A 15,809-nucleotide genomic window follows, 5' to 3' on the forward strand; every position below is an offset into this window, starting at 1 on the left:
AGATTTGAGCAAAAACAAGTTTTTCGTTTATGAGAAGTGAGATGGCTTCAAGTTATTCAGAAAACGATTAATAATGAAGGTTATGTGTTTGATTGCTCTTGGGAAAGCTCTTCTTTCTATTATTTTCTCTCTTCTTTATTTATTGGTGCTGTTCGTGTAACTGAGCAGTTTTTACGATAATAATGGTGAGCTGAGGCGTTTATTGTATGATGAAGCTTCTGTAATATTGAGGAAAGATCGTCGTTATGCCAAAAGTATAATGATATGGTTGAAAATATTAATTCCCTATTTCGTGAAGAAAAGGATGAGGTTCATGGATGTAAAAATCAATATACAAAGCTTAACTTTATACTCTATTTTTATTGCGTGTATTGTTTTTGCTTTGAAATATTGGGCATATCACATTACAGGTTCGGTTGCACTTTATTCTGATGCATTGGAATCAATCGTTAATATCCTTGCGTCATTGGCAGCATGGTGGGCTGTTAAAGTGAGTATGAAGCCAGCAGATCATGATCATCCCTTTGGGCATCATAAAGCGGAATATTTTTCCGCAATTCTTGAAGGGGTACTCATTATTATTGCGGCAATTGTTATTTTAAGAGAAGCATGGATAGCTCTTTCTACCGTTAAATTGTTGCAGAAACCTGGAATATGGCTTGTTATTCATCTTATTGCAACTGTCATAAACTGTATGTGGGGAATGGTTCTTATTGGGCAGGGAAAACTCCATCGCTCACCGGCTCTTAAAGCTGATGGAGTACATTTTATAACAGATGTTTTTACGTCGCTTGCAATTTTAATTGGTTTGATTGCCGGTTTTGTCGGAGGATGGGGAGCTTTAGATCCAATTTTAGCGATAATCGTTGCCGTTAATATTCTCTTACAGGGCTGGAAGGTGATTAGAAATGCTGTTCAGGGATTAATGGATGTTGGTGTTGAATTGAATGAAAGCATGCGGATTCGGGAGCTGATTTCTGCAAATGCATCGGGTGCGCTTGAGGTCCATGATTTGCGGACGCGTGTTGCTGGGAGGGTTACTTTTATAGAGTTTCATTTGGTTGTGCCTGCTGTAATGCAGGTAGGAGAAGCACATAAAATTTGTGATAAAATTGAAGCTGTTCTTCAAAAAGAATTTGATAATGTGCGTATTTCTATTCATGTCGAGCCTGAAGATGAGGCAAAATTGCCTCCTGGTACAACGGTGATCCCTTTTATATAAAAAGATTTTTTCAAATGGGTTGTCATGTTACGAACATTAATTTTTTACGGTGTGGCAACTCATATCTCTTGAAAATACGATGATGCTCTTTTGTTGATTGTATTTTTGCATCAATAAAGGGGAAGATTAAACAGAGTCTCTTAAGGCAAGATTTATTCTGTTATCGTACACTGTCATTTAAGGTGTGGTGAGATAAGACCTATAAAATTTGATCTCTTAAGCATTTTTTGAGTGCGCGGTCAATGCCGAGCAGTAAGGCTTGCTGGTGGCGTTTAATTGAATTACATGAAATGGTTATCCGCTGAAATTGGCTTAAGAAGATGTATTGTTTACGGGGCTGTCAAGAATAGATCTCTTGTTTTTGAGGGCGAGAGGAAATAGAGCTTAATTATAAATTTTATATAAAATACTTTGTGAGACAATAATCATAACGTACCTTATTTTACTTATGCTTGCAAAAAAATATTTTTTATATTCATAAAGATTAGAATGGCGGTGGTCTATAGATAATTCTTAGCTCGAGCATATGAAAAGAAAGTATGATACAAGAAATAACAGAGTTTTGCTTGCCTTCAGCCTTCAGTCAGTAAAGGTAATTATAACCGCCATTCTTCAAATATGATTTTATCCGTGTAGATTATACAAAGTTAGACGTTTATCTGAATAGCTTCAGTATATCTATTAAGAATAGAAAAGCTATTTCATATCGCTATGATGTTATTCAAGGGCTCTTAAAACGACGATTCCTGGTGTTTTTGCAACATAATCCATAAAAGGCGTATCGACGACTTTTTCATTTTCTTTGTGTGAAGGAGCATGTCGTAACATTGGCCCTTTATCTGTCATGATAAAGAAACTTACATGTGTTACATCCAATCCAGCAAGTTTTGTATAAATGCCAATGAAATCCCCTGATTTTAAACGGCTTATAACCTCTTCATTAATAAAGTTACTTGGAATATACGTTATTGTGCGTTTCACAACTGGAAGTCCAGGAAGATAGCGTCTATCATCAGCTTTTTTATTGAGATATTTTTCTACGCTGACTGCATGAGGACTTATTTCAGCGGTAATATCAGTGGCGAGTTTATATTCTCTATAAGCCCAGTCTGTAAAAAAATGTTTTCGGTTTAAAAAGTGAACATTACCCTTAATGTAACGCGTTTTTATGATGTTATTTATGAATTCTTTTGGGGTTGTTGATTTGCGCAATGCTTCAATATAATCCATACAAATGAAGTTATCTAAGCTTCTAAAATCAATAATCAGTTTTTCTGGTGTATTTTCTGAGCCATGTAACATATGGGCTTTGTAAGGTGTTCCTAAAAAAGCTTCAGAAAGAAAGTCAATCATGGCTCCTTTTTCGTGATCATTTATTTCTGAACGTTTTTTGAGAAGAGCATTTAATTTATTTAAAGTATAGGGATCTAGCTCTACGCTGGTTGTTTGTTGTGTTTCTATTTTATTTTCTATCCCCCCCTCTTGTGAATAAGAATTTTCGACATCACGTCCTATCACTAACATTAAAGTGATAATTAATAGGGATATTTTTCGCATTTTATACACCATTTTTGAATTTAACAGTTTATGGACAACACGTACTAAAAGAACTGTTTTCTTATGCTTATTAGCATTTAAATGTAATAATAACATATAATCTTGATTTATTCAATAAATATAAACAATTTTTACAGTATTAATATATTTTTACTATGATTATTAAAGTTTTAAATTATTATATGGTATTGATGTATCTAATAGAGTTTATGTTTTAAAAATTAGCAGTATGAGAAGTGATAATAATGTATTGTAAAATTAATTATAATATCTCAAAAGTTATTTTAATACTCTATGTTTTACTATTAATTATTCATTATTTATTCTCATAAATATTTTTTCATTTAATATAAAAGATATTTTTATATTTTGATAATGATATATCAAGTAAAAAATAATTTTATATTTTTATCTTGACTCTTTTTGTAATTTTTACTTTGTTATTATATTATATGTGAAAAATATACGGTATAGAATACTTTTAAAAGGAAAAGGGAGTTAAAATAGAGCGGGGGAGTCATTGTATGCGTAAAATAGTGTGTATGTTATGCAAGACCAAATGCTCAATCCGAAATTTGTTCAGCGTGGGCTCATTTTAGTGTTCATCACTTTATTGTTAGATATTCTTTGTATTGCGATCATTTGTCCTGTTTTGCCTGAATATTTTTCTCAGTTAACTGGAAAAGATGTCAGTGCATCTTTTGTAGAAAGAGGAAAATTACTTGCTGCTTACTCAGTGATGCAGTTTTTGTTTGCTCCTGTTATTGGTAATCTCTCTGATCGTTATGGTCGTCGTCCTATTTTGCTTGTCTCTATTATCTGCTTTGCTCTTGATAATCTCATATGTGCTATAGCATGGAGCTATTCTATGTTATTTATCGGGCGTCTTTTATCGGGGATAAGTGGCGCTAGTTTTGCAACTTGTACAGCTTATCTTGCCGATATATCCGATGATAAAACCCGTACGCGCAATTTTGGTCTGTTAGGCGTTGCATCCGCATTGGGGTTTATTTTAGGATCGTTTATTGGTGGTTTTTTAGGTCAGTTTGGTCCGCGTATTCCGTTTTATTTTGCTGCTGGTTTTTCACTCATTAATTTTATTTTTTCTTGGGCTATGATTCCAGAAACTCTTTCTTTATGGAATAGGCGCTTTTTTGATATTAAGCGGGCAAATCCCTTAGGTGCTTTTTGGCACCTGAAACAATATCCGATGGTTCTTTGGGTATTATTGGTCTTTTTTCTTTATTGGTTTGCGGAATCTGTATGGTTAAGCATTTGGGCGTTCATTGCAAAAGAACGCTATGATTGGAGTTCTTTTTCTATTGGGATCTCCTATAGTGTTTTTGGAATAGGCCAATTTATTGTAGTCGCTCTCATTTTGCCTTATTTTTCTAAACGATGGAGTGATTGGCATATTGTTATAGTGGGGCTTTTGTTTGCCTCCGTTGCTATGCTGGGCTATACATTTGCGACGCAGGGGTGGATGGTTTATATGGTTTGTGCGTGCACAATGCTTGAATATCTTGTTCAGGCACCTATACGTGCTATTGCTTCAGCGCAGGTACCAACAAATGTACAAGGAGAACTGCAAGGAGCAATGACATCTGTTATTTCGTTAAGTTTAATATTTGGTTCTGTTTTTTATGTGTTTCTCTTTGAATGTTTTACAGATAAAAATGCACTGTTTTATTTTTCTGGTGCTCCTTTTATAGGAGGTTTTTTGCTTCTTGTCATTGCAACGGTCATTTTTGCTTTGCGGGTACGTTAATTTGTTGAGAGGGGCTGGTACGTACTATTTTGCTAGAGAATGCACAAGATAAACAAAATGTATCATTTTATAGGCAGAAAGTTTTTTGTGATATTGTTTGTATAGGGGAGACCGTATTTTTTCTATTGCTTGCAAATTAATATCCAGTGCTAATGTAGCAGCATATTGAAAAAAAAGATTAAAACGTATCTGAGTTAGATGTATCAGTATTGTATGAACAATTTCAAATTTTATATGGCAAATTGGAAGTAAAATATTGCTTATATTTGTTGGCATCATTTCTGGAATCGAAGAAAACCTCATTTTGGAAGAATATAAAGTTGTAAAATTGAAAAGATGTTTTCTGTTTTGCGATTACTTTTTTATTCGACTTTACAGTTTTCAAAACCATCTACGGCAATATCTTTTAAAAAGTAGAGATTTGTTGCACTGTCTCACACTTTAATTTTTTTTATTCTTTAGGAGGGGTTATGTTTCTCATGCACAATAGAATGCTTAAAATTGTATTGTGAATCAAATGCTTATTTGAATATTAGGCACTTTACTCTTTTTAAAAATGGTTTTTATCGACCCACTTATCTTGCTTGGGGGGAGAAGCCAATGATTTTGATGGATACGACCTTAAGAGGAGAGGAATGAGAAAATTTAAGCTATTCAGAGCGCTCTTTTTAGTTTCAGAATGATAAATAAGAATATTTATTTAATAAGTTGTAGGTATAAAAATAATATAATTGTGCGTAGGAAGATGATATAATTTAAAGGAGAGAAGCTAAAAGGTGAGGCTTTTTATTTTAAGATATTTTTTTATAATTCATAATGAGATCACTAAAATGCTGAAAGAGGTAGTGGCTATCTTGTGGTCCCGGAGAAGCTTCAGGGTGATATTGAACAGAAAAAACAGGTTTTCCAATGATTCGAATACCACAGTTTGAGCCATCAAAGAGAGAAATATGTGTTTCTTGAACATGTTGTGGTAAAGAGGTAGAATCTACGGCAAAACCGTGATTCATCGATACAATCTCAACTTTTCCAGTGTTAAGGTCTTTAACTGGGTGGTTGGCACCATGATGTCCTTGGTGCATTTTCACGGTCTTTGCACCAACCGTAAGAGCGAGAAGTTGATGACCAAGACATATTCCAAAAACTGGTAAATTATGATCAATTAATGTTTTGATTGTTGGAACGGCATATTGAGCCGTAGCTGCGGGGTCTCCTGGTCCATTAGAAAGAAAAACGCCATCAGGGTTCATTGCCAGAATTTCTTTTGCAGTTGTGTGGGCAGGTACAACAGTAATGCGGGCTTTTTGTGTTGCCATAAGGCGAAGAATATTGCGTTTAATACCATAGTCAATGGCAATGATATGAAGATTGTGCACATTGTTTGTACCGTATCCTTTATTCCAACTCCATGTTTTTTCATCCCATTGCATTGATGATTGAGATGTCACATCTTTCGTAAGGTCAAGATTGACGAGACCATGCCATTTTTGCGCACGCCTCTTTAAAGAAGGAATATCAAAATTTCCATTAGCATCATGTGCAATGACAGCATTTTGCGCACCTTTTTCACGAATAAGAATTGTGAGCGCACGTGTATCAATACCACAAAGTGCAATAATTTTACGCGTTTTAAGCCATTGATGAAGATTTTCATTGGATCGATAATTTGAGGGATGTGTAATGTCTGCTTTGAAAATAGCGCCAACAGCACCATGACAATTGAGAGGAGAGAGATCTTCAATATCTTCGCTATTTGCCCCTACATTTCCTATATGAGGAAAAGTAAAATTAACGATTTGTTGTGTGTATGACGGGTCGGTGAGGATTTCTTCATAGCCTGTGATGGCGGTGTTAAAACACACTTCAGCTTCAGCGATACCTGTAGCACCTGCTCCTTTACCTTCAATAATGGTTCCATCTGCTAAGACTAAGAGGGCTGTAGGTTTTTTGATACTCCAAGGGTGGCTGGGTGAAGTTGTTTGTATCATAGTATGTATCCACAATTTATTCCCTGAAAGGTATAATGATCAACTTTACACAAAAATCATACCTTTAACAGATGCTGTGTATATTATTCTGGTAACGTTTCGCTTGAAGTAGGCAGTATAAGTACATTCAATGAAGAGGTAAAGTCTTGTTTTAGCTTTTCGAAGATCGAGTCCTTAATTATTTTTTTATCCTCCATTGCAAGATGGATAAAGATTGGTTAAAAGGCATCTTCTTCTTGAACAAAATTGGATAAACTTATGTTGCGTAACCAGATTGATGGGGCTCTTAGGGCTGCTTTGAAAGCGCAAGATAGTGCGCGTCTTGCTACACTTCGTTTAATGAATGCTGCAGTTAGGGATCGTGATATTCTTTATTATGATGAAGGGAAGCTAGAAGTGGATGATCAGCAGATACAGTCTGTTTTCACTAAAATGCTTCAACAGCGTGAAGAATTGATGCGAGCCTATAAAGAGTCTGGTTGCTTGGAATTGGCAGAGAGAGGACAAGCAGAAATAGAAGTTATTCGTGAATTTCTTTCCTATCAACTTAAGGAGATGGAAATAGAACAAGTTCTTTGTGAAGCTTTGGCACAAACAAAGGCTGAAAAATTACGCGATATCGGTAAGGTGATGGCATGGCTTAAGGAACGGTATGCGGGGCAAATGAATTTTTCTAAAGTGTGCAATAGTCTTCGTAAGAAATTGCAATAGATCTTGTTAATTCAAGGGGATTGGAAAATATTTTTTATTGTGCGTCGCCTTTGTAAGTTAGTAGGATGTTAATAAATTTCATTTATTTTGTACACACATACTATTATCAAAAAAATAACTTTTTGATATCAACTAAACTTTTTAGGCTCTCATAGAGCAATGAAACATCTTTTATGTATTATATTTTCTGTTTTTCAAAGCTTTTAGACCATTAAAAAACAAAAATATTATAGAGTTTTTACTTTTTAAAAAAAATCTATTATTCGCACTGTTAAAAATTTTAAAACAGAATGATTAAGCTAATTGATACAGATTTCCAATTTTGGGGAGTGTATTATTGTCTTTTTTGCTGTTTCAAAGCATTTGTTTGATAAAGAGTTACCGTATTTAGAGTAGTGATTATTCAGCAAAAAATTTAAACGTAGATGGTTTTATCAATATGGTGTGTATCTTTTTAATTCAAGTGCTGGTTTTAATGATAAGAAAATCAGAATTTTAGAACGTTTTTTCTAGGGAAGAGATTTTTTAAGCTGAGTTGATGAAATAAAAGGATATTTTGAAAAGAAATCTTTGTTTTTAATGTGTTTTTGAGATAATTTTGAAATTCTTTTCTCTGATTAAATCCCTTATAAGCTATATGAAATCTATAAGTTATGCAGAATAAAATGAGTAACCTCTATTTGTGGGGATACAGTGGTGAATCTGTTAAAAATAGTTCAGTTAGCAACAATGGCTTACCCGTTAACCGCAAACGGGAACGGCGTGCCCATAGCGCACCTTGTTGACCAATATGAATGTAATCGCGGGTTAATTTGTCATTGTTAAATAAATAATGTCCTAGAGGTACAGTTCCCAAATGCATTAAGGCTTGATTGTGTAGGAGGGTTTCTTGTGGAATTACAGTGCGTCCAAGGAGCCAAGGCTTATTATCTCCCATTAATATGACTTCACGTAGCCAATAACGCGCACTTTCGGGGAGATGCTCTGCTTCTTCTGTTAATTTATCTCGCGTAATAAAACATTCGCGTTGTGGTTGAACTTGGAGGCAGGTACAATATTTCTTTAATCGAAGCGTCATTGAGCCCGATTCCATGAGCCAATTGCGAACGTTTTCTGGTATTGGAGGACTTTGATCAGAAAACCACTTTAGAGGTGGTAAGATGGAATCTTCAAGATAAGACATCGTTTTACTCCACAGCTAAAGTCTTATTCCATATGTTATGTTGGGTTAAATAGATAGCTCTATTGTAATACAAGGAGTATAAAAGCAGCAAGATTTTAACAGGAAGATATCAAAGGGAAAATCGAAAGCAAAGGTCTTTAAAAGAAGATATGCAGGAAGTATATATTATAGGATTATTTTCATTTAAAAAAGTAAAATAAAGTATTATGTTTTGTTCAAGGCGCTTTCACAATGTGTTACGGAAATTTCTTTATCGCATGAGAGCAATGGGAAAAATGTTTCGTGCTTTAAAATTCGTTTGTAACACATATAAAGAAGAGCTAAAAAATCATCTATGCAAGATGATATAAAGAGGAAGTTTTAAGAGGAACAAAACTTTATTTTATACTTTAGAAAGTGAAGAGATATTCAAATCTTTTGAATTGAGATGTAAAGAAGATCGTATTCTTTATAATAAAGAAGTTTATATTAATGCATATATTTTTATAAAATTTAAAATATATTATATTGTTAAAATTTTGAAATATTACATCACATAATATGTAGTAATTCTATAATAAAGTTATATTAATATTATTTCATAGATTAGAAAAAATTATTTATCATTTTGTTCTTGCCATCTCTCTTTATTTCTTAAGATGCAAAAAGCTCTTCGAGTTTTTCGGTAAAAAGGGTATTGTTGATAAAGTGTATAGGTATTAAGCATTATACGGTAGAATCTTTAATCATCGTTAGTGATTTTTGTAACCTTATGAATTGTTATTACAGTGAGATAAGCTGGATTTGCGCACGTGGTACAAAAATAAGTTCGTATTTCGTTAAAGTAACGCAACATATCTCTCCTGATATGCGTAAGTTTATATAGGTATGAAATGGTGCGTTATAAAGTTCTTTACTGCATTTGGTTTTATAATACGGTGATGGTGTATGCCTAAAATCGCAGCTTAAGCATCTCACCATCATATCAAAATTAATAACAACAAGTTACAGGGGAATATTTCAAACTCTGCTAGTTGTTTCCTAGTTTTGTATTGAATCCCCAAAAGTGTAAAAATAGATACTCTATGATCGAATTTTTTCTCCTATCCATATAAGAATACAGGCTCCTATAAAACCTGAAATAAGATAGCCAAGCCAACCAGCAAAACTTACACCTAAAAGACTAAAAAGAAAGCTCGCTAGCGCAGCGCCAATAATCCCTAAGATAATATTTAATAATATTCCTGTTTGGCTTTTCATAATATATTGTGCAGCCCAACCTGCAATCCCGCCGATAATAATAGCTGCAATCCAACCGATGTTTGCATTTTCCATGATACCCTCCTTTGCCTGAATTTAAATTGTAACTAGAGTAAACTTTGTAAAAATCAAGGTTTATTCTTTTTTTACCCAGTGGAAAGGATATTTCTGTTAGAGATTTTACTTATTAATTTCCTTTATATTAAAATAATACTCACATTTATATTATATATAATACTTAATAAGTATAAATTATATAATACATTTTAATTTATAAACAAATTAATTAATTGAGAAATATGAATAAAAGAAGAAAATATTAGTGAAAATGTTTTAAGAATTCATAAAGTGTATTTATAAGCTTTTTAAGCTCTCTTTTACATTTAAAAGACAATTGTGATTAAAGTAATAAGTAAAATGGATATTTAAAAGTTTGGAGCTTGCCAATTGATATCAATGATGTTTAAAATGAAAACTGTTTCGTTGATACGTTATAGCATGGCTGTATAGGTTGAACCTCTACCAATCTTGATATAAATGTTGCATTTTTGTGGGGTTTTGTATTTCTTATAGAGTATTTCTGTTTCGCTGCTACTGTGAAGCGGTTCCCTTTTTACAAGGCGGGTTTAGGTTGGAACTATCATACTCTTGACCTACTCTTTATGTGTTTAACAGTCTTGGCTTTGAGATGGTTAGGCATTTTTACGTCTTTCTTCAAGAGTTCTATTCTACATGCTGCTTTGTTTGTAATGTGCAAGCAGATGACTTTGAGCCATTCATCATGTATAGATTTTAAATGAAAGAAACTTACGATGCAGAAAGCTCATTTAAATTGTCGAATAATAAGATATTTTGATTAAATCAATATCTTGACCATATTCAAAATTGAATAATCGATGTGATGTGTGTTTTATTCAAGTTATTTGAAAGGTTTAAGTTTTTTCTGTTTGTTCTTCAGCAGGGTTGCGTAGACGAGAACTTTGAAGAAGTCCCTGTTCTTCTAAAATGGGGTAGATCATTGAGGTCAAAAGAGAGTTGATTTGTTTAAGGTCGCGCACAGTGTCGAGATGAAGACTGGATGATTCTACATTTTTGAGATCCCCTTCACGCAGACGTTTAAAATGTTTTAAACTCATCTCTTTTTCTAAGTTTCGTAGCTGATCTTTTTTTTGTACCAATAGGTGTGCAGTGTGTGTATCACGTGAGACGAGAACGTTAAATGCTATATGCGCGTTGGCTAGTACAATGGCGTGGAAACGAAGGAGGTCACTCCAGCCCTCGCTGCTGAACTGTAAACCTTTTTGTTGTTTCTTTTTAACCAGCATCAACATATTGTGAATAATGATATCGCCTGCTTGGTCTAATTTTATACAGGCACCTAGAAGTTCTTGCGTTTGAAGAGCTTCTTCGTCAGATAATTTTTGTCCCGCTAATCGTGCAAGATAAAGTTTGATGGCGATATGTTTTTTGTCCAATATGGTGTTGAGTTGGTTGAGTTCACGAATAATATTGGGATCAGGCTTTTCATAAAGTCCCATAATTTTTTCTAGCATGATGTCTACAAGATCACAAATATGAATGACTTCACGCATGACATTCGAGAGGGCGAGAGTTGGGCGTTCAAGAACACTATCATCAAGAGCTGTTTGATCGGATAAATTGAGCGTTTTATCGGTTTGCGTTTTTTTTGCACTTATATTCACGATCTGAGTGGTTAATTGTAAAACCCACTTTGAAAGAGGTATTCCAGCAAGGAGAATGAAAACATTAAAAATGATATGGGCATTAATCACTTGAGTAGGGGCGTTATTGCCAAGCCATGTGATGGGTGGTTGAAAGGAGAGAAATAAGATAAGTATAAGGATTGACCCTGCTCCACGCATGAGTAAATTTCCTAAGGGAACGAGGCGAGTATTAGGAGAGGCGTTGCGCGTTAAAAGTGGTGCTATAAGAGAAGAGCCAAAGTTGACACCAAGAACCATGACAACACAGAGTTGCGTATGGATAAGATCGTAATTGGCAAAATTGACCAGCAAAATGATTCCTGCAATAGATGAATGTAAGAGGTAGGTTAAGCCAGCAGCCAACAAAAAAGTGGAAACAGGATCGGTTGAAAGATAACGAATGATGCTAGGCAAAATTTCGCTTTCACGTAAAGGCTCTGTCGCTGTACTTATCATTTCTAAAGATAAAATCAAAAGACCAATACCGATGATAATACGTCCTATTTGACGCCATTCACGTTTTTCTGTTGTCATGAAGATACAAGTGCCAATTAAAAGACACAAGGGTACAACAAGAGTGAGATCATAGGTTAGGATTTTTACAACGATTGCTGATCCTAATTCTCCTCCGCGTACAGCCATAAGTCCTGCTACTCCAGAGACAAAACCAGATTCAACGAAAGAGCCAACGAGGAGTGTTATTGCTGTAGAGCTTTGTAAAATCATTGCTGTAAAAAGCCCAAAACTTACGGCAAACAATGGTTTTGAAACGACGTGGCACATTTTATATTTAAGTCTGTCGCCATAGGCGCGTTCAACTCCTGTGCGCACCATGCGTGTGGCCCAGAGAAGTAAAGAAATAGCGCCGGCAAGATGAAGGAGTACCAATGAACCATTCATGATACTTTATTCTTTCTTTGTTGTTGTGAATGTGGTTGCCTCAAATTAATAAATTGAAGTTTATTGTTTTTATTTTACTTTTGCTTTTAATACTTGATTAAAATCATAACCGCTTGGATTTTGAAAAACCTTTAGACCGAAACAGGGCAGAATGGAATAAAGGTGATCAAAGATATCGCCTTGAATTTGTTCATAGTCTATCCAAACGGTGGTGTTCGTAAAGCAATAGATTTCTAAAGGTAAACCATTTTCTGTAGGAGGTAATTGTCGTGCCATGAGGGTCATATTAGGATTGATGTTTAGATGCTGTTGTAGATAAGCAAAAACATAAGCACGAAAAGTTCCAATGTTGGTTAAACGGCGTGTATTGGCTAAGACATCATGATTTTTATCTAATTGAGCATTCCATTGATCAATTTCTGCTACTTTTTGCGTGAAATAATTTTCTAATAAATTAAATCGGGAAAGATATTTTTGTTCTTCTTTTGTGAGAAAATGGATACTTGATTGATCAATAAAAAGAGAGCGTTTGATGCGTCTTCCACCCGATTCTTGCATTCCACGCCAATTTTTAAAAGGGTCGGTCACAAGTTTACGGATAGGAACTGAGGTGATGGTGTTGTCGAAATTTTGAACTTTAACAGTATGCAAGGCAATTTCAATAACATCACCATCGGCACCGAGATTGGGGATTTCAATCCAATCCCCAACACGCACCATATCAGTGGATGAAATTTGAATACCGGCAACGAGAGAAAGAAGCGTATCTTGAAAAATTAACATGAGAACCGCGGCCATTGCACCAAGACCGGAGAAGAGAATAAGAGGGGAGCGGTCAATTAATGTAGCGACCATTAAAATTGTTGCAACAGCAAAAAGTGCAATTTTAGCAATTTGAATATAACCTTTTATTGGTTTTAGTCGTGCTGTTGGTCGTTGTTCGTAAAGGATGTTAATGACATTGAGACAGGAAGAAATTGTCAGGACGACAAAGAAGATAATGAAGGCGTTGGCAACATTACCGATGACAGTGCTAAATGCATCGGGCAATGTTGAGATAAAATTAACACCAATTGAAAGAATAAAAGCTGAAATGATATCCGCTATGTATTGAATAGCATTATTAATATCGATCGTTGTATTTTTGGGGAGAAAAGAAGAGAGTTTTTTTGCTCCGTGAATAAGTAATTTTCGTCCTAGAAAGTTCACTAAAAGGGCAGCTATAGTAAGAATAACAAGCCAAGAAATAGCCTCTAACCACGGATATTGAGCAATAAATTCGATCACTTTTTATTCTCCATTTCTAAAAATATATGCAGTTGAGGGTTTAAAATTTTACAACTGCTTAAGAGGAAGTATTGGAATTATGCTCTAAAGTCGTTAAATATGCAAAAAAGAATTTTTAAACTCTGTGAGAGATAATGCGTTTTCCGCCCGATTTCCTTAATGAACTGCGTACGAGACTCCCAATTTCAACAGTAATTGGTCAACGGGTGGATTTTGATCCTCGAAAAAGTAAGCCTTCACGGGGAGACTTTTGGTGTTGTTGTCCATTTCATGGTGAAAAAACGCCAAGTTTTCATTGTGATGATCATAAAGGGCGCTATTATTGTTTTGGTTGTGGTGTAAGTGGAGATATTTTTACCTTTTTGTGTGAGCTTGATGGACTGCACTTTTCAGAAAGTGTAGAGCGTTTGGCTGATTTTGCGGGAATGAAATTCCCTATTTTGGATTCACAAAGTCATCAGCGTCAACTGGAAAAAGCTGACCTTTATGATGTGATGAAAATTGCTACAGATTTTTTTCAATATAATTTACGCGATAAAGGAGGTATGCAAGCACGTCGTTATCTGGATGCACGTGGTGTTACACCAGAGCTTGTAGAGCGTTTCCGCATTGGTTTTGCACCGGTAAGGCGTACAGCTTTGAAAGAAGCTTTGAGTGCACAGGGCATTTCAATAAAGCAAATGGAAGAATGTGGGCTTCTCTCAGTGCATGAGGAGAGCGCGGATTCTTATGACCGATTTAGAAATCGCATTATGTTTCCTATCGAAGATTTGCGCGGACGTGTGGTGGCTTTCGGAGGGCGTGCATTAGAGAAAGATACACGAGCAAAATATCTCAATAGCCCTGAAACAGTGCTGTTTCATAAAGGAAATATACTTTATAACGCGGCAGCAGCTCGCAAAAATAGTCGCTTTGTTGGCGATGAGAAAATTCATTCACTCCTTGTTGTTGAGGGGTATATGGATGTTATTGCATTGACTAAAGCTGGTTTTGAAGGAGTTGTAGCACCCTTAGGGACAGCATTAACGGAAGCGCAAATTGAGCTTTTATGGCAGATGGGGAAGGAGCCTATTTTGTGTTTTGATGGTGATGATGCTGGTTTAAAAGCTGCTTTTCGTGTTGCTGATCGTGTGTTGCCTCTTTTAAAGGCTGGGGTTTGTGTACGCTTTGTTTTGTTGCCACAAGGGAAAGATCCTGATGAAATTGTTTGTGCTGGTGGAGCACAGCTTTTTTCTTCTTTTTTGCAAAAAGCTATTCCTTTGAGTGAGCTTTTATGGTGGCGTGCTACCTATGGAAAGCATTTTGAAATTCCAGAGGCACGAGCAGCGCTAGAAAAACAACTAAAACAACAAATTTTTACGATTAAGGATGAAGATGTCCGTCGTTATTATTTGCAAGATATAAAAAAACGCCTTTTTGATTTTTTTCGTCCCTCTTTTTCAAAACAAAAGGGGGAAGGGCGATATGGTCAATCTTCACCAAATAGGACCTTTAAAGATCAAACCTTTTCTCTGTTAGCAAATTCTGAAATAGTACGAAATTCTTCGCAATCTATCCCTTTGCGTGAAGCAGTGATTTTACTTACTTTAGCTTACTATCCTGAGTTGTGGTATGAAAATTTTGAAATTCTTTCTGAGTTAGAATTAAAAAATACTCAATTGATAATTTTTCATCAAGCCATGTTGGAAATTCTTGGGGACCAACAGCTTCATGATAAAGAGACGATGGTTGCATTCTTAGAAAAAAGAGGACAAAAGGCTCTGTTAGAGCGTATGAAATATCTTGTGCAAAATATTGGTATGCGTATTATTCTTGGTGGATCCCCTATAGAAGATGCACGTGCTATATTAAAACAAGCTGTCTACTTGCATCTTCAAGAACACCACCTACATAAGAGGTTACAGGATATTGAAGAGCAACTTGTAGAAAATCCTAAGAGTGAGGTTTTTGATCTGCTTCGTGAGGTAAAAAATGAGCTGGAGCAGATGCAGGCAACAGAAGCGTTAATTGAAGGATTTGGAAGTTGGTTGGATGAAAAAATAGACGGGAATACACAAGATACGATAAAATGATTCGCTTTTTTAATGCGAATCAGTCACTTAAATTTTAGATGAGGAAGTTTATGTGGAGTGACATTCTTATAAAGATGACAATTAAATTTTAGGAAAAGCGGGCAAATTTTAGGAAAAGCGGGAAATTGGTTCTTACGATAGGGTACAGAGATTATCTC

At 35.1% G+C, this 15,809-nt stretch carries 10 protein-coding genes; 4 read left to right on the forward strand and 6 right to left on the reverse strand.

The window, feature by feature from the left end; translation table 11 throughout:
• Nucleotides 1-313 precede the first annotated feature (313 nt).
• Complete coding sequence (locus ACFILZ_RS05510; protein WP_375610480.1) at nucleotides 314-1,222, forward strand: cation diffusion facilitator family transporter; 909 nt, start codon at nucleotides 314-316, stop codon at nucleotides 1,220-1,222.
• Between the two features lie 717 nt (nucleotides 1,223-1,939).
• Here the strand turns inward: ACFILZ_RS05510 and ACFILZ_RS05515 are convergent.
• Entirely contained in the window at nucleotides 1,940-2,779 is an 840-nt protein-coding gene (locus ACFILZ_RS05515; protein WP_375610481.1) for a DUF1460 domain-containing protein, read from the reverse strand.
• A gap of 547 nt (nucleotides 2,780-3,326) precedes the next feature.
• Here ACFILZ_RS05515 and ACFILZ_RS05520 point away from each other — a divergent pair.
• Nucleotides 3,327-4,547 (forward strand): MFS transporter, encoded by a 1,221-nt coding sequence (locus tag ACFILZ_RS05520; protein ID WP_375606938.1) that lies wholly within the window; start codon nucleotides 3,327-3,329, stop codon nucleotides 4,545-4,547.
• Nucleotides 4,548-5,338: 791 nt separating this feature from the next.
• Here the strand turns inward: ACFILZ_RS05520 and carA are convergent.
• Nucleotides 5,339-6,535, reverse strand: coding sequence for a glutamine-hydrolyzing carbamoyl-phosphate synthase small subunit (gene carA, locus ACFILZ_RS05525; RefSeq protein WP_375610482.1), 1,197 nt, complete (start codon nucleotides 6,533-6,535; stop codon nucleotides 5,339-5,341).
• A 258-nt stretch (nucleotides 6,536-6,793) separates the two neighbouring features.
• On the opposite strand from carA, the gene ACFILZ_RS05530 reads away from it, so the two are divergent.
• Nucleotides 6,794-7,246 (forward strand): GatB/YqeY domain-containing protein, encoded by a 453-nt coding sequence (locus ACFILZ_RS05530; RefSeq protein WP_375610483.1) that lies wholly within the window; start codon nucleotides 6,794-6,796, stop codon nucleotides 7,244-7,246.
• A 676-nt stretch (nucleotides 7,247-7,922) separates the two neighbouring features.
• Here ACFILZ_RS05530 and ubiC read toward each other — a convergent pair.
• The 4 genes from ubiC to ACFILZ_RS05550 form a co-directional block, all read right to left on the reverse strand.
• Nucleotides 7,923-8,429 (reverse strand): chorismate lyase, encoded by a 507-nt coding sequence (gene ubiC / locus ACFILZ_RS05535; RefSeq protein ID WP_375610484.1) that lies wholly within the window; start codon nucleotides 8,427-8,429, stop codon nucleotides 7,923-7,925.
• Between the two features lie 1,062 nt (nucleotides 8,430-9,491).
• Entirely contained in the window at nucleotides 9,492-9,743 is a 252-nt protein-coding gene (locus ACFILZ_RS05540) for a GlsB/YeaQ/YmgE family stress response membrane protein (protein WP_375606942.1), read from the reverse strand.
• Between the two features lie 857 nt (nucleotides 9,744-10,600).
• A complete protein-coding gene (locus ACFILZ_RS05545; RefSeq protein ID WP_375610485.1) occupies nucleotides 10,601-12,292 on the reverse strand; it encodes a Na/Pi cotransporter family protein in 1,692 nt (563 codons plus the stop codon).
• Between the two features lie 69 nt (nucleotides 12,293-12,361).
• A complete protein-coding gene (locus ACFILZ_RS05550) occupies nucleotides 12,362-13,579 on the reverse strand; it encodes a mechanosensitive ion channel family protein (protein WP_375606944.1) in 1,218 nt (405 codons plus the stop codon).
• Nucleotides 13,580-13,713: 134 nt separating this feature from the next.
• Here ACFILZ_RS05550 and dnaG point away from each other — a divergent pair, with 134 nt between their 5' ends.
• Entirely contained in the window at nucleotides 13,714-15,651 is a 1,938-nt protein-coding gene (gene dnaG / locus ACFILZ_RS05555; protein WP_375610486.1) for a DNA primase, read from the forward strand.
• Nucleotides 15,652-15,809 lie beyond the last annotated feature (158 nt).

It is taken from the genome of Bartonella sp. AP40SXNS, from assembly GCF_042195825.1.
Lineage (GTDB): Bacteria > Pseudomonadota > Alphaproteobacteria > Rhizobiales > Rhizobiaceae > Bartonella.

Bases quoted from the DNA above. Each gene is read 5' to 3' on its own strand.
- ACFILZ_RS05510 (WP_375610480.1), top strand. From the start codon at position 314: ATGGATGTAAAAATCAATATACAAAGCTTAACTTTATACTCTATTTTT.
- ACFILZ_RS05515 (WP_375610481.1), bottom strand. From the start codon at position 2,779: ATGCGAAAAATATCCCTATTAATTATCACTTTAATGTTAGTGATAGGA.
- ACFILZ_RS05520 (WP_375606938.1), top strand. From the start codon at position 3,327: ATGCAAGACCAAATGCTCAATCCGAAATTTGTTCAGCGTGGGCTCATT.
- carA (WP_375610482.1), bottom strand. From the start codon at position 6,535: ATGATACAAACAACTTCACCCAGCCACCCTTGGAGTATCAAAAAACCT.
- ACFILZ_RS05530 (WP_375610483.1), top strand. From the start codon at position 6,794: ATGTTGCGTAACCAGATTGATGGGGCTCTTAGGGCTGCTTTGAAAGCG.
- ubiC (WP_375610484.1), bottom strand. From the start codon at position 8,429: ATGTCTTATCTTGAAGATTCCATCTTACCACCTCTAAAGTGGTTTTCT.
- ACFILZ_RS05540 (WP_375606942.1), bottom strand. From the start codon at position 9,743: ATGGAAAATGCAAACATCGGTTGGATTGCAGCTATTATTATCGGCGGG.
- ACFILZ_RS05545 (WP_375610485.1), bottom strand. From the start codon at position 12,292: ATGAATGGTTCATTGGTACTCCTTCATCTTGCCGGCGCTATTTCTTTA.
- dnaG (WP_375610486.1), top strand. From the start codon at position 13,714: ATGCGTTTTCCGCCCGATTTCCTTAATGAACTGCGTACGAGACTCCCA.